Annotated in this window: 17 protein-coding genes; 11 read left to right on the top strand and 6 right to left on the bottom strand. The window is 54.0% G+C overall.

Features of this window, described 5'->3' with window-relative positions:
* Positions 1-46: 46 nt before the first annotated feature.
* The 3 genes from ACAW75_RS06115 to ACAW75_RS06105 form a co-directional block, all read right to left on the bottom strand.
* Positions 47-925: a polysaccharide biosynthesis/export family protein gene (locus ACAW75_RS06115; RefSeq protein ID WP_370727801.1), complete on the bottom strand. Its 879-nt coding sequence runs from the start codon at positions 923-925 to the stop codon at positions 47-49.
* Positions 926-952: 27 nt separating this feature from the next.
* Entirely contained in the window at positions 953-2,233 is a 1,281-nt protein-coding gene (locus ACAW75_RS06110) for a nucleotide sugar dehydrogenase (RefSeq protein WP_370727800.1), read from the bottom strand.
* Positions 2,234-2,349: 116 nt separating this feature from the next.
* Positions 2,350-3,114 (bottom strand): tyrosine-protein phosphatase, encoded by a 765-nt coding sequence (locus ACAW75_RS06105; RefSeq protein ID WP_370727799.1) that lies wholly within the window; start codon positions 3,112-3,114, stop codon positions 2,350-2,352.
* A 75-nt stretch (positions 3,115-3,189) separates the two neighbouring features.
* Here ACAW75_RS06105 and ACAW75_RS06100 point away from each other — a divergent pair, with 75 nt between their 5' ends.
* The 4 genes from ACAW75_RS06100 to ACAW75_RS06085 all read left to right on the top strand — a co-directional run bounded on the left by ACAW75_RS06100 (position 3,190) and on the right by ACAW75_RS06085 (position 6,144).
* A complete protein-coding gene (locus tag ACAW75_RS06100) occupies positions 3,190-4,134 on the top strand; it encodes a CPBP family intramembrane glutamic endopeptidase (RefSeq protein WP_370727798.1) in 945 nt (314 codons plus the stop codon).
* Between the two features lie 84 nt (positions 4,135-4,218).
* Positions 4,219-4,434, top strand: a complete 216-nt coding sequence (locus tag ACAW75_RS06095) for a putative signal transducing protein (protein ID WP_370727797.1) — start codon at positions 4,219-4,221, stop codon at positions 4,432-4,434.
* The gene (locus tag ACAW75_RS06090; RefSeq protein WP_370727796.1) at positions 4,415-5,248 is read left to right on the top strand and encodes a phosphatidate cytidylyltransferase; all 834 of its coding nucleotides are present in this window, start codon (positions 4,415-4,417) and stop codon (positions 5,246-5,248) included. Before ACAW75_RS06095 ends, ACAW75_RS06090 begins: the two co-directional genes overlap by 20 nt.
* Positions 5,249-5,418: 170 nt before the next feature.
* Positions 5,419-6,144 carry a carboxypeptidase-like regulatory domain-containing protein gene (locus tag ACAW75_RS06085; RefSeq protein WP_370727795.1) on the top strand — a complete coding sequence of 242 codons (726 nt, stop codon included), beginning with the start codon at positions 5,419-5,421 and terminating at the stop codon, positions 6,142-6,144.
* 138 nt (positions 6,145-6,282) lie between these two features.
* Here the strand turns inward: ACAW75_RS06085 and ACAW75_RS06080 are convergent, their stop codons facing one another.
* Positions 6,283-7,533 (bottom strand): MFS transporter, encoded by a 1,251-nt coding sequence (locus ACAW75_RS06080; RefSeq protein WP_370727794.1) that lies wholly within the window; start codon positions 7,531-7,533, stop codon positions 6,283-6,285.
* Between the two features lie 134 nt (positions 7,534-7,667).
* Here ACAW75_RS06080 and ACAW75_RS06075 point away from each other — a divergent pair, with 134 nt between their 5' ends.
* From ACAW75_RS06075 to xrtN, 7 genes are all read left to right on the top strand, one after another.
* Entirely contained in the window at positions 7,668-8,786 is a 1,119-nt protein-coding gene (locus tag ACAW75_RS06075) for an L-dopachrome tautomerase-related protein (protein ID WP_370727793.1), read from the top strand.
* Between the two features lie 269 nt (positions 8,787-9,055).
* Complete coding sequence (locus ACAW75_RS06070) at positions 9,056-9,775, top strand: DUF1361 domain-containing protein (protein ID WP_370727792.1); 720 nt, start codon at positions 9,056-9,058, stop codon at positions 9,773-9,775.
* 85 nt (positions 9,776-9,860) lie between these two features.
* Positions 9,861-10,232 (top strand): diacylglycerol kinase family protein, encoded by a 372-nt coding sequence (locus tag ACAW75_RS06065; RefSeq protein WP_370727791.1) that lies wholly within the window; start codon positions 9,861-9,863, stop codon positions 10,230-10,232.
* A 91-nt stretch (positions 10,233-10,323) separates the two neighbouring features.
* On the top strand, positions 10,324-10,986 hold the full coding sequence (locus tag ACAW75_RS06060) for a hypothetical protein (RefSeq protein ID WP_370727790.1): 663 nt from the start codon (positions 10,324-10,326) through the stop codon (positions 10,984-10,986).
* Complete coding sequence (locus ACAW75_RS06055) at positions 10,983-11,285, top strand: winged helix-turn-helix domain-containing protein (RefSeq protein ID WP_370727789.1); 303 nt, start codon at positions 10,983-10,985, stop codon at positions 11,283-11,285. The genes ACAW75_RS06060 and ACAW75_RS06055 overlap by 4 nt, the downstream gene beginning before the upstream one ends.
* An 86-nt stretch (positions 11,286-11,371) precedes the next feature.
* Positions 11,372-14,011 carry an XrtN-dependent VIT domain-containing protein gene (locus ACAW75_RS06050; protein ID WP_370727788.1) on the top strand — a complete coding sequence of 880 codons (2,640 nt, stop codon included), beginning with the start codon at positions 11,372-11,374 and terminating at the stop codon, positions 14,009-14,011.
* Positions 14,012-14,052: 41 nt separating this feature from the next.
* The gene (gene xrtN / locus ACAW75_RS06045; protein ID WP_370727787.1) at positions 14,053-15,126 is read left to right on the top strand and encodes an exosortase N; all 1,074 of its coding nucleotides are present in this window, start codon (positions 14,053-14,055) and stop codon (positions 15,124-15,126) included.
* Positions 15,127-15,143: 17 nt separating this feature from the next.
* Here xrtN and ACAW75_RS06040 read toward each other — a convergent pair whose 3' ends face one another.
* Both ACAW75_RS06040 and ACAW75_RS06035 read right to left on the bottom strand, forming a co-directional pair.
* Entirely contained in the window at positions 15,144-19,169 is a 4,026-nt protein-coding gene (locus tag ACAW75_RS06040; RefSeq protein ID WP_370727786.1) for an AAA domain-containing protein, read from the bottom strand.
* A gap of 137 nt (positions 19,170-19,306) precedes the next feature.
* A complete protein-coding gene (locus tag ACAW75_RS06035; RefSeq protein WP_370727785.1) occupies positions 19,307-20,380 on the bottom strand; it encodes a TerC/Alx family metal homeostasis membrane protein in 1,074 nt (357 codons plus the stop codon).
* Positions 20,381-20,423: the final 43 nt, after the last annotated feature.

Here is a 20,423-nt window from a genome sequence, read left to right as displayed (position 1 = left end):
GTCGGCCACGTACCTGAGCGCTCAGGTACGTGGCCGATACCCCCGATTAACGAATCAGGTTTAGGACTATGGTTGCCAGCAGGGTCAACCCGCTGAGTACAGCGGGAAGAATAGGGAGTGTGCGACTCGCCTGTACTTTTTTACTGTTTTTAGGTTCGACGTAGATCACATCATTCGGTTTCAGGTAATAAGCGGCCGACGTGAAGGTATTCCGCTGCGTGAGGTCGACCCGGATAAACTCGCGCTGCCCGGCGGTTTCCCGAATCACCATGACATTTTCCCGTTTGCCATACACCGTGAGGTCACCCGCCAGACTGATGGCTTCAGTCAGCGTTATTTTTTCATTTTGCACGGTATAGACCGATGGCCGGTTCACCTCACCCATCACCGATATTTTGAAGTTCAGCAGGCGAACCGAGACGAACGGCTCGCGCAGGTACTGACCTTTTACCAGTGTATCGCGCAGCATCGTTTCCAGGTCTGACAGTGTTTTGCCCGCTACCCGTATGGCGCCCAGTTTCGGGAAGTTAATGGTACCCGCCTCACTGACCCGGTAACCGATGGGCAAGTTATTGTTTTCCTGCGTATTGTTTGCCCCCGACGCCAGCGTAAAGCCAGTGCGGGCAAAGGGGTTATAGATGATGTCGGCCTCAGCGTTAAGGCTCGAAACGGCAATGGCCAGAATGTCGCCGGGCTGCAAGCGGTAGATGTAGGGGCCTGGTGCTGCTGCTATACCGGCCGAGCCGGCAACGGCTGTTCCGTTAACACCGGTACCAATGCGCATGGAGGTATCTGAAGGGGACAGGTCCTGGAAGTAAGTAATGTCGTCGCGACGTTTTCTCGATTGGGCGTTGGCTGATTCCATGAAACTCAGTAACAGCAAAGCGGCCATTAGCCAGGTGATCGATGTTCTTTTGAACTGCATAATTGTTTGGAGTTGAGTAAATTAAAGTCAGATGCGCATAGAGACGAGGCTTCGATCCAGTACCGATTTAAGGTCATAGACAACGGCCTTTTCGTGGCGGCGCAGGGCGTTAATATCCAATTGCCTGAACTCATCGTGGGCGACGGCCAGTACAATACCATCATAATGCCCCTGTGCACTACCGGCCAGCGAAATATGGTGTTCATGGGCTACCTCTTCGGCGATAGCCCAGGGGTCATAGACGGTTACATTGATACCGAATCCGGTCAGTTCATGGTAGATATCGGCCACCTTTGTATTGCGCACGTCGGGACAATTTTCTTTAAAGGTAATACCTAACAGCAACACGCTGGCACCCGCCACCGGACTACCCGATCGGATCAGTGCCTTTACCAGCTTGTTGGCCACGTAGATAGGCATGTCGTCATTGACCCGCCGACCCGATAAAATGACCTGCGGATGGTAGCCAACGCTTTCAGCTTTATGCGCCAGATAATAAGGGTCAACGCTGATGCAATGCCCGCCTACCAGACCTGGTGTAAACTTCAGGAAGTTCCATTTGGTACCCGCCGCTTCGAGTACGTCCATGGTGTCGATGTTGAGCCGGTCGAAGATGAGGGCCAGCTCATTGACAAAAGAGATATTTACGTCGCGCTGGGCATTTTCGATAGCCTTGGCTGCTTCGGCGACCTTGATAGACGGGGCCAGGTGCGTGCCGGCACTGATAATCGACCGATACAACTGATCAACAAACTGGGCGATCGCCGGGGTTGAGCCAGAAGTAATTTTCAGGATGGTCGTCAGGGTCCGTTTTTTGTCGCCGGGGTTGATCCGCTCGGGCGAATAGCCGCAGAAGAAATCGACGTTGTAGTGTAAGCCACTGGCCTTTTCCAGCTCAGGAACGCAGTCTTCTTCGGTACAACCCGGATAAACTGTTGATTCATAAATGACCACATCACCCTGCTTCAGGTACGTTCCTACCAACTGCGATGCCGCCAGCAAAGCTGTTAGGTCGGGGCATTTATACTTGTCGATGGGTGTAGGTACTGTTACAATGTAGACGGTGCAATTGGCCAACTCGTCCGATTGACTACTGAATTTGGTATGTGGGCTGGCTTTGAAAGCGGCCGCATCTATTTCACGCGTTTGATCAACGTGCTGGATTAACTCACTGATCCGGGTTGAATTTATATCATAACCTACTGTTGGCCAGTGCTTGCCGAATTCAAGGGCAAGCGGGAGGCCTACGTAGCCCAGTCCAATGACCCCAATGCGGGGGGTATTGGTAAACGATGCAACAGGAGTCATTAACGGCGATGTACGGCAAAATTGGTATGCAAAAAGGCTAAAGGCAACTCAAAGGGGATACAAACATACAGGCACCTGGCGACACTGGAAAACCACCGTGCAAATTACTAATAAAATTACTTAGTAAATGTAGGGAGACAAAGAGGTAACTGGCAGAGGAGTTGGTAGTCGGCTGTCTGCATGGCTTTTTCCAGTACCGGCAGATCGCGGGCATGGTGCAGGTCAGACGAAACAAAATCGACCAACCCCTGCTGGATAAGCGACTGCGCCATCTTTCGGGTGGCTGACCCGTATCGGCCTGTCAGCGACATCAGGTTCAGTTGCATCAGGCACCCCTGATGCCGGAGTTCAGCCAGCGCCTCTGTCTTTCCCCGAAAATAAGGGTACCGTTCAGGGTGAGCCAGCACTGGTTTATAGCCCTGTACCTGTAGTTGAAAGAGCCAGGTAGCCAACTGACGGGGCAGACTGGCCCAGCCAGTTTCGATCAGCACATAGCGTTCGGTGCCGAAGCAGAGCAGGTCGTTCTGATGAAGCCGTTTGTCAAACAGCTCATCCAGCATGTATTCGGCGGCCAGGTTGAAGGTAATAGGAATAGCTTCGACCTGAAGCTGAGCGCGCACTTCGTCGGCAACGGTACGCAACAGCGCCGACGCATTGGGGTAAACATCCTGGCTGATATGGGGCGTAGTGACCACATGCTCGATACCCCATTCGGCAAACTGACGCAGGCAAGTCATCGCCTCGTCGAGGGAGCGGATGCCATCGTCTACATCGGGTAACAGATGGCTGTGCATATCAACAACGTACCCAGCCCTGGCAGGTTGCGGGGGAGCGGTAGCCAGTTTAAACCGGTTCGTTACTTGTTGCCAGAAGGTAGCCAAGGGACTAAATGTGTGTTGATGGGTCGCAAATTTGGGTTAATTGTCTGCGAAAGCTACCCTATTTTTGTGAAAACTATGAGAGAACAACAAACGTCTTACCAACTAACACCCGAACCGCAGCCTTTGCGTTCCATGCTGTTGCTGTTTGGGTTTATCATGTTGGGCATGACACTGGGCGCTTTGGTGGCTGCATTGATCGTAGGGGCGGGAGCCATGGCTTCGGGCGGTGCGATGCATAGCGTCCCCGAACTTCTGCAAAAGCCTGCATCAACACCTAACGGCTGGTGGTGGCTTATGATTGTACAGGCTATAAGTCATGTAAGCACGTTTTTACTACCGTCACTGCTGTACTGGTTCTTCGTCGATCAACGCAAACTGACTAATTTCAGTAGCCAACCCACCTACCGGGTAGCTGGCTGGGGGCTGGTTATGGTGCTGACTATTGCGTTTATGCCGGTAAACGGGCTCATCATTGAGTTAAATCAGGCCCTACAGTTACCCGAAGCACTCGCACCGCTCGAACGCTGGATGCGCGCCAAAGAGGACCAGATGGCAGAATTGACCAGGTTCCTGACCACTTTTAGCTCGGTTACCCAACTGGTAATGGCGTTGCTGACGATCGCTATTATCCCGGCCCTGGGCGAAGAGGTGCTGTTTCGCGGCATACTACAACGGAAATTCATTGCCTGGACGGGGAGTATCCATGCTGGTATCTGGCTGGCAGCGGCGTTGTTCAGTGCGATCCACTTTCAGTTCTACGGCTTTCTGCCCCGTATGTTGCTGGGGGCTATGTTCGGGTATCTCTACGTCTGGTCGGGCAATTTGTGGGTACCCATGCTGGCCCATTTTATCAACAATGGGTTCACCGTACTGATGATCTTTCTGCACCAGCGGCAACTAACGACCATTGATGTGGATAGTACCGAAGCGGTGCCGTTATCTGCCGCCCTCATGGGTACGTTGGTAACGGTGGGGGCATTGGTGCTTTTTAAGCGTATGAACAGACTCAATGGCCAGTGAGCCATACCTGATCACACTGAAATGACTGGCTGACAAAGCCTAACCAATACTTGTTCATTGATAGTAGACAATTGATACCGATATATGACCACAGACTGGGAAAAGGTGCTGATGACAAAACAGCCCTACCAAGCCGAGCTTGCCAAGGCGCAGCTTGTTGAGAATGACATTGATGCCGTAATCATTAATAAACAGAGTAGTTCGTATCCCGAGCTGTTTGGTAATTATGAGGTGTACGTGCCGACGAAAGATGCTATTATTGCCCGTATAATTCTAGATAATGAGACAACGATTAGCTGAGCTGTCGAATCTACAGCAACGTGTTATTGCGGCCATTTTTGGCGTAGCCGTTATCCTCTTCTGCATTAGCTATAGCGTGTATACGTTTGCTCTGTTGTTTCTGGTTATCAGCGCGTTGGCGCAAATTGAGTTCTACCGGTTGCTGGGCCTCGATGGCAACCAGCCACTAACCTACTACGGCACGGTAGTGGGTTGCCTGGTCAGTGTGCTGACTTTCCTGGTCGAAATGGGGTACGTTGCCGAGTCGGCTTATTACCTGATTAGCCCGGCTTCGTCGATGATCTTTCTGATCAAACTGTACAAGAAGAAAGACATGAAGCCGTTTACCAATATTGGCTTCACATTTCTGGGCGTCATCTACGTGGGCGTACCGTTTGCCCTGCTAAATGTACTGGCGCTGCGCACGGGCGTATACCAGTATAAAGTGGTGCTGGGCTGTTTGTTCCTGCTGTGGGCATCTGACATTGGCGCCTATTTTGCCGGGACTAAATTCGGCCGACGAAAGCTGTTCGAGCGGGTATCGCCCAAGAAATCGTGGGAGGGAAGTATTGGCGGCGCGGCGGCGGCGGGGCTGGTGGCGTTGGGGTTAACCTGGTATGCGCCTGAACTGACGCCCTGGCAATGGTATTGCATCGGAGCAATCATCGTTGTGACGGGGACATACGGCGATCTGGTCGAATCGCTCTTCAAGCGGAGTATTGCCATCAAGGACTCCGGCACCAGTATTCCCGGCCACGGTGGTTTCCTCGACCGTTTCGATGGGCTTCTGCTGGCTGCTCCCTTCATTCTGACATTCCTGAAATTATTTGCCTGAGCAACCATTAATATTCGTTAAATTCTACTGTCAGCAAGCCTGTTGCAACCTCAGGCTTTATTACTTTGTTACCAGGTGCAACAACCCCCCGTATGGAAATGGGGTCTCGTTTTAAACCGCCCGCTACCAAACTGGTTTAGTTGTAGGGCAGGTTTGCTTTTTCTTCCGATATGACTCGATTGATCAAACGATATAGTGCTTGGGCTGGCTTGCTGCTGCTGTTATTTTGCCTCACAACCGACGGGCTGGCGCAGGGACAGGGTGCCCAGATTACGTTTACAGGAATTATTACCGGTGGGAAGAGCAATGAACCACTCCCGTTGGCCCGCATTTTCATCCCGCGCGCCGGTAAGGGGGTGCTGTCGGCAACCAACGGCTATTTTGCCCTACCAGTGTTTCCCGGAGACAGCGTTATTTTTAGTTATGTTGGCTACAAGACGCAGTACCATATCATTCCCCGTCGGTTAACTGAAGCTACGTACTCGGCGGTTGTGGCCCTGCAGGAAGACGTGAAGCTGTTGTCGGAAGTAAAAGTGTATCCGTACCCGACAGAAGAGTTGTTTAAGCAGGCACTGATCAATATGAAACTGCCCGACCAGCGTGATCGGGATGCGCTGGCCCGCAACACAGATCCGCAGGCATTATTGCGGGCTATGGCCGCCACACCCATGGGAGCCCTTTCTAACCATCAGTATTTCATGAACCAGCAATTCCTGGGGCGTGAATCGTTTGCTAACCGCGGCTCAGTGACTACGTTTCCTTTCCTGAACCCCTTCGCCTGGGCCAATTTCATTAAATCAGTGAAACGGGGAGACTTTAAGACTAAAGAGTACCGCCAGAGCCAGAACAGCGCCCCCCCCGAAAATATCCGTCGCGATCAGATCTTGAATAATTGAGTATCAGGTGTCAAGTGTCAAGTGTCAAGTGTCAAGTGCTCCGCTGACTAACAAGATGGTTAGTCAGCGGAGCACGTGACACTTGACACTTGACACCTGATACTTGATACCTGACACCTGACACCTGACACCTGATACTCACTCCACATAATCCAGTTCTTTGCCGTAGGTTTCGTCAAGCGCCCACAGTGACCAGGCACCGAGGGCAAAGTAGAGCAGGCCCACCACGGCCGCCGACCCGATGACCCCTAGTGCGGGAATCGTTTTGAGGTATTGAAAGGCAGGAATACTGATGAGCGTGGTAGCTCGTACGTTGTTGGCGACAGACGTGGTTGCCGTGGCACGTAGATTGGTTCCGAAACTCTCGGCCGTAACGGTCAGAAACATGGCAATATAGCCAATGCCGAACCCCATGCAGCCGCAAACCAGGTAGAACACCGGGGCAGCGTTGATCGCTCCCGACAGAAACAGGGCGACGAAGACCGCCGTGAAGGCCATCATCCAGCCGATAGCTGCTTTTCGGGACCGGAGCCACTGGCTGAACAGTCCGCTGAACAGATCGCCGGCTGCCATGCCGATATACGTGTAGAGCACACATTTACCGGGGATAATGGCCGTTTCAATACCCAGCGCTTTACCAAATTCATTGCCGAAGGTGGCCAGCAGGCCAATAACAAAATAGGTCGGTAGCGACATGCCCATGCAGCGCAGATACCGCATGAACCGGTCGCGGTTGGTGAAAAAGACACCGAAGTTGCCCCGCTTCACGGCCGACTGAGCAACGTCTTTATAGAGGCCTGATTCCAGAACACCAATCCTGAGCAGGAGCAGGGCAAACCCCAGCCCGCCGCCAATCAGGTACGTTAGTCGCCAGTTGCCCGTGAACTGAACCGTCAGGAAGGCCGCTACGGCCCCCAGCAGACCAACGCCTGCCACGACCGATGAACCATACCCGCGAAGGTGGCGGGGAAGCACTTCGCTCACCAGCGTGATGCCAGCTCCCAGTTCGCCGGCCAGGCCCAGTCCGGCCAGAAATCGCAGCCAGGCATACGTATCGGCCGAATGCACCAGCCCACAGGCAACATTGGCCAGTGAGTAAGTAATGATGCTCCCGAACAGGACCGATAGCCGCCCACGTTTGTCGCCCAGAATCCCCCACAGAATCCCGCCCAGTAGTAAACCCGCCTGCTGATAATTGTAGATACGTCCGCCAACGAGCGAAATGTCTTTTTCCGATAGACCCAGTTCAGTCAGGCTTGGCACACGGACAATGTTGAATACCAACAGGTCATACACATCGACAAAATAGCCTAGTGCGGCAACAAGCACAGGAAGGGTGAGCACGGCACGAAGAGCAGTAGCGGTTGATAGCGGGGGCGAAGGTTGCATGCAGGAAATATAGGAATAAGCGCCAAAAGAAGTCTGGAAAAGTCATAAGCTGACCTACACCAGCCTATACCTTCCCTCACCTTCCCAAACCTTCGGCGTAGCTGGGTCGTTTTGCCTGAAACATCTCAACGACAATGAAAAAGTGGTTTATAGGGGCGGTATTGCCAGTGGTGGTGCTGGGTACGTTCGCAGAAGCTATAGCGCAGGCTAAACTGGAGCCCGTCTTTAAAGACAATACGTATCAGCTTACGGGCGTGGCCGTATCGAAAAGCGGTCGAATCTTCATCAACTATCCATACTGGTCCGATACTTACAAATACGCCCTGGTCGAAGTCATGAAAGACGGGTCTGTGAAGCCGTACCCCGATGCCGCCTGGAACAGCTGGAAAATGGGCGGTGCCACGCCTGGCCAGGATCTAACCAACCGCTGGGTGTGCGTTCAGTCGGAATATGTCGATGCGAAAGATCGACTGTGGGTCATTGATCCGGCGAGTCCCAAGCAAGCGGGCGTTTACCGCGACGCCCATAAGCTGGTCTGTTTTGACCTGGCTACCAACAAGGTTATCCGGCAATACTCGTTCAAAAATATTGTGGGCCCCGATAGCTACCTCAATGACATTCGGGTGGATACCCAACGCGAAGTCGTTTATGTGACCGAATCAAAGAATGGGGGCATCGCCGTTATCGATATCAATAGTGGCAAAATCACGATGAAACTCCAGGGGCATAAATCGGTAAAATCGGACCCTCTGTTCAAGTTCGTCATCGATGGTCGTGAGCTACGCGATGACAAAGGCCCCGTTAAGTTCAACTCCGACGGCCTGGCCCTGACCCCCGATGGGGAAATGCTCTACTATAAACCCCTGACCGATAACCGACTGTACCGGATTTCAACAACTGCCCTGCGCGATGCTAGTCTGAGCGATGCTGAGCTGAAGGCGAAAGTCGAGGACATGGGTAACTACACCACCACCGATGGCATGATCATCGACGAGGCGGGCAACCTGTATCTGGGTGATATACAAGGCTATGAGGTATACAGCCTGCAGACGAGTGGCAACCCCAAACCGCCGCTCAAGCGAACCAGCCTGGTTAAGGATATGACGTTGCTGCAATGGCCCGATAGCTACGCGGTTCATGACGGTTATCTGTATGTGACAACGTCGCAGATTGACCATATGGCTAAGAACAATGGGGGAAAAGACACCCGCAAACGCCCCTATGAGGTATTCCGGGTGAAGATAAGCCGGTAACTGATAACCTACCGACATTGCTTTGTGTGCTGCTGAACGTACCTGTAGCGCCTCGGCATGAAGGGGAAGCCTGCCTGTAGTTAACCCGATAGTTGGTAACTGCTTGCAGGCTTCCCCTTTTTTTGTACTTATTCCGAAAGTGCCTGTCAATCAAGGGGTTGATCTGGTAGGCCAGAACCGTTCAGTCAATCCGCCAATTTATTTTTCATTTCACTTTGAATTACAAAGTGAAATCAGCTTGCTTTGTAATCCAAAGTACTTTCAGCACAATGCTTTATCCGACTAAGTTTTTGGTAGAGCGTACTCTACCCACCGTAACACCGTCTAAAGGGAAAGGGCTTATTGCCCTGACCCTCCTGACGGGTACTTGTTTCATCTTTGCCATCACGCGTGGCCTGTTGACGGGCAACTGGTGGTTTTTCCTGTTTCTGGGATGGAATCTGTTTCTGGCCTGGTTTCCACTAGGCGTCATGCTTGTTCTTCGTGATCTCAGGGCAGCTGGGGTATTGGGGCGGGGGCAGCGCGACAGGGTGTTTTCCTGGATGATGATTGGCGGCTGGCTCCTGTTCATGCCCAATGCGCCCTACATTATCACCGATCTGTTCCATCTGCGGGTGACTGACAGCGATCTGGTCTGGTTCGATACGCTGATGATTTTTCTGGGTGCGTTGGCTGGTTTGCTGGCGGGTCTGTACAGTACGTTGCTGGCTCACCGCACTCTCCAAACGCTTACAGGTACGTTGCCAGCCTGGTTACTGATCCTGGTTTGCCAGGGATTAGCCGGTTTCGGTATCTACCTGGGCCGTTACATTCGCTGGAATAGCTGGAACATTATGACGCAGCCCATGATTTTAACGCGCAGCCTGTGGACATCGCTGCACGACCCGCTGGCTCAAAAAGTAGCCTTGACCTACGGCTTCGGACTGGCTACGCTGTATGTTGCGTTTTACATCTATGTGAATGAACAAAAATCGGGAGGGGATGAATGAGCCACTGATCCGGCTGGTTCACTGAGTAGACCACCATTCAGCATTGATTCCCCAGTCACTTACTTACCAATTCATGCAGTAACCAATGATCGACGTGCCCAAATTTTTTCGAAGTTTTCAGTTTGCCGCTCGAGGAATCGTTGATCTGTTCCGGTTCGAGAACAATGCTAAAATCCATCTGTTGGCGGCGCTGGTAGTGGCAGGTGCAGGCTATTGGTTAAAACTGTCGGCGCTGGAATGGGCCATGATCTCGACCCAAATCGGGCTGGTAATAGCCGCCGAGAGTGTCAATACAGCCCTCGAAAAACTGGCCGACCGGGTTACGACCGAGCGCGACCCCCTGATTGGGGCTGCCAAAGACCTGTCGTCGGGAGCGGTACTGATCGTTGCCATCGTGGCGCTGGTTGTTGGGCTGATTATCTTCGTGCCCAAGCTACTGGCCCTTACGCCATCTTAGCTCCTTCATGGCGCATACCCCACCAATTCCTCCCTCAAAATCCGTGTCAATCGCTTAATCCCTTAAAGCAGCGTCCCCCTTTTTAAACGATATGATCGAGTCGCGCGAACATCTACAAACCCTGACCGAGATCCGTGGCCTCATGGAACGGTCGACCAAGTTCCTGTCGTTGAGCGGCCTCTCGGGCGTTTCGGCGGGGCTGATCGCCATGGGCGGTGCCCTGGCGGCGTACCTGCGGTTGCGCAAAGGCTGGTTTACCTTCTTCGATTCGGGTCATTACGAAACGCTGACACCGATGTCGCGGCGGCAGCTGATGGAGTTTTTGTTTATCGATGCTGCTGTTGTGTTGACGCTGGCCCTGCTGGCCGCCTGGTATTTTACCTCGCGGAAAGCCAGGCGGCAGGGGTTAAGTGTTTGGACGTCGGCCTCACGGCGGATGATCTGGGCGTTGGCTGTACCGTTATTGGCGGCCGGTGTTTTCTGCCTGGGGCTGGTCTATCACCAGTTGCTCTGGCTCGTTTGCCCGACCATGCTCACGTTCTATGGCCTCACTCTGCTAAACGCCAGTCGCTACACCTACCGTGATCTGGAATACCTCGGTCTGTGCGAAATTGCGCTGGGGCTGCTGTCGCTTTTTCTGACGGGCTACAGCCTGCTGGCCTGGACTATTGGTTTTGGCGTACTGCACGTGGTGTATGGCACAGTAATGTGGCTTAAATATGATCGGCCCGCGGATGGGCAAACCGCTGCATGACAAACGACGTACTGTCCCGTTTTAATAAAGCCTTTGAGAGCAAAGCCCGGCTCAGCATCATGTCGGTGCTGATGGTAAACGATGCGGTCAGTTTCAATGAATTGAAAGAACTGCTTGGCCTGACAGACGGCAATATGGCGACCCACCTCCGGGCCCTGGAAGAACAAGGCTATGTGCTGAGTCAGAAGCAGTTCGTTGGCCGGAAACCCAACACCACGTACCTGGCCACCGATGTGGGCAAACAGGCATTTACCGATCACCTCAATGCATTGGAAGCCTTCATTCGAGGGGCGGTTTAATTTCAGATAATCAATCGACGTTCGACGAGATCCTTTCCGCTTATCCATACCCTTTCTATTATCTACTTTGAAAAACAAAGTACTTTATGATAACGAATCCTGTCCCTGATCACGTAGCTGAAGACCACGTCCAGCTGCCCCTGCTGAGCCCCGCGCCACGTACCGAAAACAAAGCCATAACGAACTGGTGGTCGGTTTTCAGTGAGTCCATTTTTCAATACGGAGTTGCCCTGCTAGTGCTATCCGGGGGGCTGTTTACAGCCTGTGAGTGCTGGATGAGCGCTTCGTCGGATGATAATGCGCTTTGGTTTATTGTTCACTACATTATGGCCACCATCTACGGAATCATTGTGTTGTCTCATGGTGGCTTTGCTTATCTACTGCGAAACAACCGTCGTCAGCAGGCATCGATTTGGCTATCGCTCGTGCTCTGGTATATCAGTGCGTTCGCGTTGAACCGGCACATGGCTATTTTCGAGCAATCGGCTCCCTGGCTTAGCTGGATCATTGCGGGTAGTGGTGCGCTGATGGTGCTACACACCTGGGCCGATAAACTGCCAACCTGGGGCCAGCAACTGCTATATGCTGGGTTGGCGGGCACTTTCTTCCTGTTTGCCTATCAGGCCCTTTACCTTGGCCCTTTTTATGCAATAAGCATTCCTGCCTTGTTAGTGCTGGGCATCTCGTTCCATACGTTTGTGCCTGCGTTACTGGCCTTTGTGGTAGGGCGGCAGTTGTGGGTGGCGGCCCGGCAACGAACGTACCTGCGTGGTGCAGTGGCGGCCGGCCTGCTGATTCCGCTGTCGCTGCTGCTTCTTTTTCTGGTCAACTGGTACCGCACCGTCGACCGGCTCGATCAGGTGCGTATGGACGCTGTACTGAGCCATACCCGTGATTTGCCCGACTGGGTACTGATGGCCCAGCAACTACATCCGGGACCGCTGACCGACCGAATTCTGAAAGACGGTATTGTGTACGGCACGTCTCCCTGGAGTCGTTCGCTGGGTGGGCAAATGAGCATGAACGATGTTCGAATACATGACCCACTCGTGGTCATTGCGCATAGTTTATTTCCTGTTCCTGCCTTTGCGGGCAATGAACAGGGCAAGTTGTTACGGACTGTAAGCCAACAGCATTATGGCACAGAAAGTAAGCTCTGGAGTGGGCGTAACCTGACCACATCGCAGGTGGCTACGCAGGTACGTATCTGGCCGCAGTACCGTTTGAGCTACACCGAAAAAACGATCTGGGTGCAGAACGGCGCGCAGTGGGGCAGCCAGGAAGCACTGTACACATTCCATTTGCCCGAAGGCGCTGCTGTGTCGGCCCTGTCGTTGTGGGTGAATGGACGTGAAGAACCCGCCCGGCTCACCACACAGGCCAAAGCGGATTCGGCCTATAACCAGATTGTTGGCACTGAAAGCAGGATTAAAGAGCGAGATCCGTCGGTAGTGACCTGGCAGGAAGGCAACCGGGTGACAGTTCGGGTGTTTCCTGTTCCGGCAAAGCTGGAGCGACAGGTCAAAATTGGCATTACCTCGCCCTTACGACTCGATGGAGAAACGTTGACCTACCAGAACCCCTGGTTTGACGGGCCCGCTGCCAGACAGGCCAACGAAACGCTGAAACTAACCATTGATGGCGACCCGGCTGCCCTGGAACTGCATGGTATTTCCGGTTCGCTAACCAATCACGAGCTGGTGCAGCATGACCAGTATCAACCCAACTGGTCGGTACAGATGAACGCGCCGCCCTTGTCGTCCGAGCCATTCCGGCTAGACGGGAAAGCATATCAGGTGAGCCAGTATGTGCCAGCGATGAAGGCCTTCGAACCCACTGATATCTACCTGGATATAAACGAAACCTGGACTGAAGCGGACGTGCACAAGCTTGCTGCACTGGCTGAAAAAGGGCATGTCAAGCTGTGGGTATTTCGTGACGGGCTAGACGCCGTAACGCCGGCTAATCGGCAACCACTCGTTGAAGCGCTGACGAAACAGCCGTTCAGCCTGTTTCCGATTCACCGGATTGCCGCGCCGGAAACAGCCCTGTTGATCACGAAAGGAACACCCAACGGACCAACATTGACAGATCTTGACAGTAGCCTGTTCGCCAATCGATTAGCCGATAAAGCCACGCACCTGACTGCACCCATCCGCACCTACAGCCTGAACAACGAATTGCCGCCTTACCTGAAAACGCTGACCGAACTGCGCGTGCTGCACACGGTAACCGGTGATCTGAATCAACTGGAACAGCTGTTAACGAACCATCGATTTGAGGCTGATGTGGCGGCTGATGACCAGGTGATGCTAGCCGGTTCGGGCATGATCATCAGGCAAACTTCGACCGACTCAACCGCAACAGCGGCAGGTCAGTCTAGGCAGCGCGCCAGCCTGGCTCCTGATCATCTGCTGCGGCTGTTTACGTACAACCAGCTTATGCAGCGCGTAGGCCGAAACTATTTCGACAAGACGTACCGGAACGATGAGCGGTTGGCTGCCATCGCGCAAACGGGACATGTGGTGTCACCCGTATCTAGCCTGGTGGTGCTGGAGACGCAGAAAGAGTATGACCGGTTTGGGATCAGGGGTGACCAAAAGGGGCTCGATAACGCGACGCTGCATCAGGACGGTGCTGTTCCCGAGCCGCACGAATGGGCTCTGATGCTGCTCGCTGCCATGCTGGTCGGCTGGTTCTATCTACGCCCCAGGCTGCTGGTCTGATAGGATGGATTCGTTTCTGATGACAACTGACGCCCCCGCCAATGCCCGATCTGCTCATTTTATTGACCCTGGCCCTGCTTGCCTTTGTTAGTATGCCGGGTCAGCCCGGCCGTAACAAGTGGCTGACCCGGCTGCTGACCCTATTGGTCTTATCGCCTGTGCTCAGGTACGTCGATGCTGTATTTGGTTTCGCTGTGCGGCTGCGCCTGAGTACCTGGGCTGGCTTACTACTACAGCAAGTGGGCATGCCGGTGCAGGTCGACGGGAATGTGTTACGGCTATACGGGCAGGAAATGGCTGTTGACCCGGCCTGTATGGGGCTGCGTATGACGGGCGTAACCGTGTTGCTGGCCGTTTTCTGGTTACTTGCCTATGAGCGTCGTCGGGTACGTTCGCTGCCACTGGGCTGGGTGTTAGTATACGGCGGCGTAGCCCTGGGCCTGACGGTGACCGCGAACCTGTTCAGGATCGTTTTACTGGTACTGTTCGGCCTGATGCCCAACCATCCTCTTCATGAAGCAGTTGGCCTTGTGTGCGTGCTGGTCTACGCCTGGGCACCGCTCTGGGCATTATCGCGCTGGCTGGTTGGCCGGTATGGAAGAACGGAAACAGCTGCCATAGCAGGTAGTGCCTCCGACCGAGCGTTGGTACTTCGTTCAGGCGTAGGTATGCTGAGCGTTGCTGCGCTTTGTCTGACGCTCGTTCGTCCAACAAAGCAGCGATACCCCACCGATCAGCGAGCTGGGTACGTTCGGCAGGCTACGCGCCTTGGCTTTGTCCAATACAGTCGTCCCGGCGAATTAGTTTACCTGAAACCCCTGCCCGACTGGTATAGTGCCGAGCACAGCCCAACCGTTTGCTGGAAAGGGCAGGGGTATACGCTTCGGCGCGTACGCGAGGTAACGATGAATGGACAACGGGTGTATGCCGGAGAGCTTAAAAAAGGCCCACATACGCTGCATACGGTCTGGTGGTTCACGAATGGCCAGCACCGTAGTATCGGTCAGTTCGACGTTCGGATGCGGATGCTGCGGGGCGAACCCGGATATGCCCTTGTAAACATCACAGTGGCCGACGCCAGCGAACTGCCCGCTGTGATTGAACGCTGGCAGTAACCACAGACGTTGAAACGCTATTGTCCTGCTTCACGCCAGATTTCGCGACTCCACTTTCGCTGGAATGGCCAGTGGCGATCAGCCAGGGCGAAAGGACGGTAAGCGTGGGCTTCTTTGGGCGTTTGCTGGAAATATTGATCATCGTCGGTCAAGATCAGGCCCAGGTACGTTGCTTCTTTGCGAATGGTCAGGTCGGCAAAGGGTAGTTCGGGTCGCCAATCGGGGTGGGTTGCCGACAGGACGTTCTTTAGCAGCCCACCCGCCTGTATGCCAACTACGGCTCGGGGTTGTGGTTTGAAATGGCCCTGGGCTACGTCAAGAGCGTAATTCAGGTACGCTTTCAATACTTTGGGGCCTTCATTGGCGGTATTCTCAACAGACAACTGATCGGGATATACACTCGTAATCAGATAGGTACGTTCCCGCGCCCGGGTTACGGCTACGTTCAACCGGTTTTCGCCCCCCGTCATGTTGAGGCTGCCAAACTGCGCCGATACCTTACCCCGTTCGTCGGGTGCATACCCCACCGAGAAAATGATCACATCGCACTCATCGCCCTGCACGTTCTCGATATTCTTGACGAACCGGACGCCAGCGCGCGGCAAGGTTGTTTCCAGTAGGTCCTGAATCAGTTGCTGTTGTTGAAAATTGAAGGTTACGACGCCAATGGACCGGTCGGGAAGGTCGGTTTGTAGCTGATCGATCAACGAAAGAACAGCCTCCGCTTCGACTGGATTGGTGTTGTTGATCCATTTCCCCTTCACGTTCATGTACCGGATGCCTGGCTCGGGGTTGTTGATTTCCGTAAAGTCGGGGAGGAGCGTGAGCGTATTATTGTAAAAATAGTCGTTCGAGAACGCGATCAGATCAAGGCTCCGGCTGCGGTAATGGCCTGTCAGCGACACTTGGGGCAGGTATTGCGCTGCCAGATCGAGCAGTGATTCCACTTCCAGCATGATCGTTTCGTTGACGTCCGAATCCGGTGTATCGTCGTCGGTGTCGAAACGGGCGCGGTAAAGGTCACTGGGGCGAAGTTGTTTACTGTCGCCGGTTACAACGACTTGCTGACCGCGCAACATGGCAGGTAAGCCATTTTCGGCAAAACACTGCGACGCTTCATCGAAGATAACCAGATCGAACAAACCCTCCTGCATCGGGAACAGCGTCGACACCGATTCAGGTGAGGCCATCCAGCAGGGAACAAGCCGGAATACTTCGTCGGCATGGTGTTCCATCAGCTTCCGAATGGGCCAGATGCTTCTTTTCTTCGTTACCTGGTGCCGTAACTCGCGGTAGCTGACCAGGTTATTGAGCCGGTTGACGACCAGCGCCTGATACGTCTGCTCGCGCAGCTTCAGGCCCAGAATAGCCTGCGTGAGGGCCTGTTTCTGCCGGATACTTTGCTGGAGGGCCGTCTCATGCTGCCCCATTTTTAGCGACGATACACTCCGAAGTTCAGGGTGTTGCCGCTCGATCTCGTCGATCCAGGCGAGGCGCAGGGCGTTATCGAAGTCAGGTACGTTCGTGACGCGTTCGGCTGCTTTCCGCTCGGCTGCCGTGAACGATACCCACAACCGATCCATCTCGATCAGGTTGTCGGCATCCCGGCCTAAGGCCGCTTGCAGGGTAGCTGCCTGGCCGTTGGGATCGATCGTCAGGGAAAGCAACTGGCTGGCTGTCAGGTACGTTTGCCAGCGAATTTGCCGGGCTATCACGTCGGCAAGCAGAAAACGAACGTCCATGAGCCGTTGCCCAAATGCAGAACCCGAGGCATCGATGGTAATGAACTGACGCAACGGCTGAAATGAATCGCCCAGGGCAAGCCATACCGTTTCTGCCTGCGAGACTGCCGTTGCCAGCGTTTGAAGGGCCTGCTGCGTCTGCACAGGGGTTGTGCTCACGATGGAGATGCCCGCAAACTGCTGCCCGGTTTCTTCGGCCCGCGCCTCCCACGACTGGCGATTCACCCACCGGCTTTCAAGTTGCTGTAGATCGGCCAGCGACGTACCTAGAGTATGCGCCTGTGCCAGCGTGGTTAAATAAGCTTTGTCTTTGTAAAACAACCAGCTGAAGATCGACTGTCGGGCGGCAACACCCTGCCGGAGCCGATCTGTCAGGCCGTGGGTGTTGTCTGTCTGTAGAATGCCACGCGCGTCGATCTGCGCCAGCTCGGCCTGATCTTTGGCCAGCGTTGCAACGGCATTCTCGGGCAAGGAGCCTGCTGCTATCCGGCTGAGTACGGCCCACACCAGCGGATCGGCAACGGTTTGAGCCAGCGCGTCCAGTTCCGTTCGTTTAGGGGCCAGCTGTACTGTCAACGCTGGCCAGGAAAGCGCCAGACCAAGCAAGGCGTTGGCCCGATCGGCCAGTCCTGGCCATTCGCCAGCCACGTCCTGGATGGCGTCGCGGATGCCTGCCAGGTCCTGCCCTGTGAAAGCAGCGAAGCTTACCCGGTCGGCAAACGGATGATCGCTGCCGATGCGTTCGCGATAAGCCAGATAATTAGCCAACTGTTCGCGGAACGTACCTACCGCATCGAGCCGGAAGTCGCGGTAAATGTCTGTGCATGTTGAGCTGGCTGGCCCACCGGGGTCCGACGAATTATGGGGCCTGCTGTTGAGGTACAACTCCTTCACCGATACGCCACAAATCGTCGTGTCGAACAGGGCATTCTTGAACGTCTGTAGCTCCCCGACCAGCGCATCAATCCGGCGACTTTCAACGTCGAATTCGCGTTCAAGGAGTACTGCGTCGAGGCCGTTGTTTTGTTGTCGGTAGCTGTCTATGGCATCAATTTGTGCTGCTAGTTGTGCATAGAGGGGCTTTCTGTCATCCTGGAAATCATGCACCAGGGCAGCAAACGATTCCATGCCTACCTGCTTAAGCCGCTGATGCACCACATCGAGGGCGGCGCGTTTCTGGCAAACCAACAACACGCGCTTGCCCTGGGCGGCGGCATCGGCCATGAGGTTGGCAATCAACTGCGATTTACCTGTCCCCGGTGGGCCCTGTACCACCAGCGAATGACCCGCTTTCACGGCCCGCACGGCTGCTTCCTGCGACGCATCGACCGGCAAAGGAAGTAGTAAGGATGATTCTTTGAGAGGGGAGGAAGGGGAGGAAGGGGGGAAAGGAGGAAAGGAGGAAAGGGAGGAGAGGGGAGAAGGGGAGGAAAGGGGAGAAGGGGAAGGAAAGGAGGATGGATAAAAGGACGCGTCAGCCCCCCCTTCCTCCCATCCTCCTTTCCTCCCATCCTCCCCTTCCTCCTTTCCTTCCAACAATTTATCATAATCGGGTACCAGAAAGGAACCGGCCTGCGGAAAAATGCCCAGTACCGCTTCGGGAATCAGCTTCAACTCGCCAACGCCCTCCAGGTCGGTGAGCGATTTGGCCGACTGTTTGTCGAAGGGCAACAGCAGATTGGTAAAGTTCTGCGTGTTGAAATTTATCTCGAACGGACTGCTTTTCAGCCAGTCGTAGAGCTGCATCCGGAAAGTGAGCGGGTCTTTATCGAAGCTGTCGATATCCGGGTCGAGCCATTCGTCGCCTAGTTTGATCCCGTTGAAATAGCTGTAGGCCAGCCCCATCGACTGGTTGAACTGCACAGGTACGTCGCCCCGGCGTTCCAGCCGCCATTCGTTCCCTTCGGTGGTGAGGTGTACCGGAAAGAAAAGGAGCGGGCCGTGTACAGGGGTGCCGTCGTTGAACCGACCACGCACGAAAGGCCAGCCAACGTATAAATCTTCGGTGCCCCGTTCTTCTTCAATGAACCGCTCGGTTCGCGATAACCGGCGCAGGCGTTTGCTAAGCGTGTTCGTCCGCTCGTCGCGCGGGTCGGTTACAGCGCAGAGCGCTAGGTGATGCTTACGGGCTACGAGCCCGACAACCAGCTCAAAGGAGGGTTTGTTGAGGCGGTAATCGGCGTCGTGCAAATCCACGAACTGATCAACAGGCAGGCTGCTGAGTAACAGCGACCGGTTACGGCTGCTCAGGTTCGTGAGTCGACGGCGGTACGTTTTAAGAACGGTGGCAGAAAATTGCATAGACGTTTACGGAACTAATAGAACGCAGATTGGGCGGATTTAGCGAGTGCGTGCAGATCTTTTTTACATAAAATCTGACTAGCTCCACTACCTCCGCCCAGTCTGCACGGTCCGCCGCTACGGCTTCCCGTTTAACGCTACGCCTCGGCTTCTTTCCTCTCGGGAATCAGGTACGAGGCGATAATGCTGGTTGCCAGAATACCAATGATCACGTAGAGCGAATAGGCTGGCTTAAAGCCCATGTGTTCGAGTGGTGCTTCAAACAACATTTTCAGGCCAATGAATGTCAACAGCACGGCTAGCCCCACTTTCAGGAAACGGAACTGGCTCATAATGCTCGACAGGAAGAAAAACATCGACCGCAGGCCCATGATGGCGAACACGTTCGAGAAAAAGACGATGTACGGGTCTTTGGTAATTGAAAAAATAGCCGGGATGGAGTCGACCGCGAAGACCAGATCGGTGAAGGCGACCACGATAACCACGATAAACAACGGCGTGACAAACAGCTTGTTATCGTGCTTACGGCGAATGAAGAAATTATCGGTCACGTTTCGCTTGTACACGTTCATGTATTTGGAGACGAACCGCACAACGGGGTGGTTCTTGGTGTCGATCTGTTCATCGTCATCGCCCTGAAAGAACAGGCTCACACCCGTGTAGACCAGAAATGCGCCGAACACATACATGATCCAGTCGAAGCGTTGGAGCAGGGCCGATCCCAGGAAGATAAATCCGAAGCGCAGAATGATGGCCCCTAAGATCCCCCAGACCAGGATCTTCTTGTAGTACCGATCACGAACGCCGAACGAGCTGAAAATCAGGATGAAAACGAAAATATTATCGGCCGACAGCGAATACTCGACCAGATAGCCCGTGATGTATTCGAGCGACATGTTCTTCTGGAAGATAGTCAGGTTTTCGGCAAACGACCTACCCGTCAGCTGCACATGATCGGCGTAGCGATCACGTACCTCCTGTAGCTTCGCCATGTCGTTGATACCATGTACGAGGTGCCCAAAATTGCGCAGGAAAAAATAAAAGAGGATAGAGAGAGCTACCCAGATGGCACTCCAGGTGGCCGCTTCCTTAAATCCGACCACATGGCTCTGGCGCGCTTTTTTCGACGAAAAGACGCCCAGATCGAGCGACATGACAAAAAGAACAAAGACGGCAAAGCCGAGAAAAAATAACGATTCGCTGGTGAACATAAACTAGGGATAACTGCTGGAATAACGCGCCTCGTTTAGAAAA

It is taken from the genome of Fibrella arboris, assembly GCF_041321095.1.
Taxonomy (GTDB): domain Bacteria; phylum Bacteroidota; class Bacteroidia; order Cytophagales; family Spirosomataceae; genus Fibrella; species Fibrella arboris.
This window is presented reverse-complemented; position numbering and strand designations above follow the sequence as displayed.

What these genes read in the sequence shown, in the direction of transcription:
- ACAW75_RS06115 (WP_370727801.1), bottom strand. Translation starts at nt 925, where the DNA reads ATGCAGTTCAAAAGAACATCGATCACCTGGCTAATGGCCGCTTTGCTG.
- ACAW75_RS06110 (WP_370727800.1), bottom strand. Translation starts at nt 2,233, where the DNA reads ATGACTCCTGTTGCATCGTTTACCAATACCCCCCGCATTGGGGTCATT.
- ACAW75_RS06100 (WP_370727798.1), top strand. Translation starts at nt 3,190, where the DNA reads ATGAGAGAACAACAAACGTCTTACCAACTAACACCCGAACCGCAGCCT.
- ACAW75_RS06095 (WP_370727797.1), top strand. Translation starts at nt 4,219, where the DNA reads ATGACCACAGACTGGGAAAAGGTGCTGATGACAAAACAGCCCTACCAA.
- ACAW75_RS06090 (WP_370727796.1), top strand. Translation starts at nt 4,415, where the DNA reads ATGAGACAACGATTAGCTGAGCTGTCGAATCTACAGCAACGTGTTATT.
- ACAW75_RS06085 (WP_370727795.1), top strand. Translation starts at nt 5,419, where the DNA reads ATGACTCGATTGATCAAACGATATAGTGCTTGGGCTGGCTTGCTGCTG.
- ACAW75_RS06080 (WP_370727794.1), bottom strand. Translation starts at nt 7,533, where the DNA reads ATGCAACCTTCGCCCCCGCTATCAACCGCTACTGCTCTTCGTGCCGTG.
- ACAW75_RS06075 (WP_370727793.1), top strand. Translation starts at nt 7,668, where the DNA reads ATGAAAAAGTGGTTTATAGGGGCGGTATTGCCAGTGGTGGTGCTGGGT.
- ACAW75_RS06070 (WP_370727792.1), top strand. Translation starts at nt 9,056, where the DNA reads ATGCTTTATCCGACTAAGTTTTTGGTAGAGCGTACTCTACCCACCGTA.
- ACAW75_RS06065 (WP_370727791.1), top strand. Translation starts at nt 9,861, where the DNA reads ATGATCGACGTGCCCAAATTTTTTCGAAGTTTTCAGTTTGCCGCTCGA.
- ACAW75_RS06060 (WP_370727790.1), top strand. Translation starts at nt 10,324, where the DNA reads ATGATCGAGTCGCGCGAACATCTACAAACCCTGACCGAGATCCGTGGC.
- ACAW75_RS06055 (WP_370727789.1), top strand. Translation starts at nt 10,983, where the DNA reads ATGACAAACGACGTACTGTCCCGTTTTAATAAAGCCTTTGAGAGCAAA.
- ACAW75_RS06050 (WP_370727788.1), top strand. Translation starts at nt 11,372, where the DNA reads ATGATAACGAATCCTGTCCCTGATCACGTAGCTGAAGACCACGTCCAG.
- xrtN (WP_370727787.1), top strand. Translation starts at nt 14,053, where the DNA reads ATGCCCGATCTGCTCATTTTATTGACCCTGGCCCTGCTTGCCTTTGTT.
- ACAW75_RS06040 (WP_370727786.1), bottom strand. Translation starts at nt 19,169, where the DNA reads ATGCAATTTTCTGCCACCGTTCTTAAAACGTACCGCCGTCGACTCACG.
- ACAW75_RS06035 (WP_370727785.1), bottom strand. Translation starts at nt 20,380, where the DNA reads ATGTTCACCAGCGAATCGTTATTTTTTCTCGGCTTTGCCGTCTTTGTT.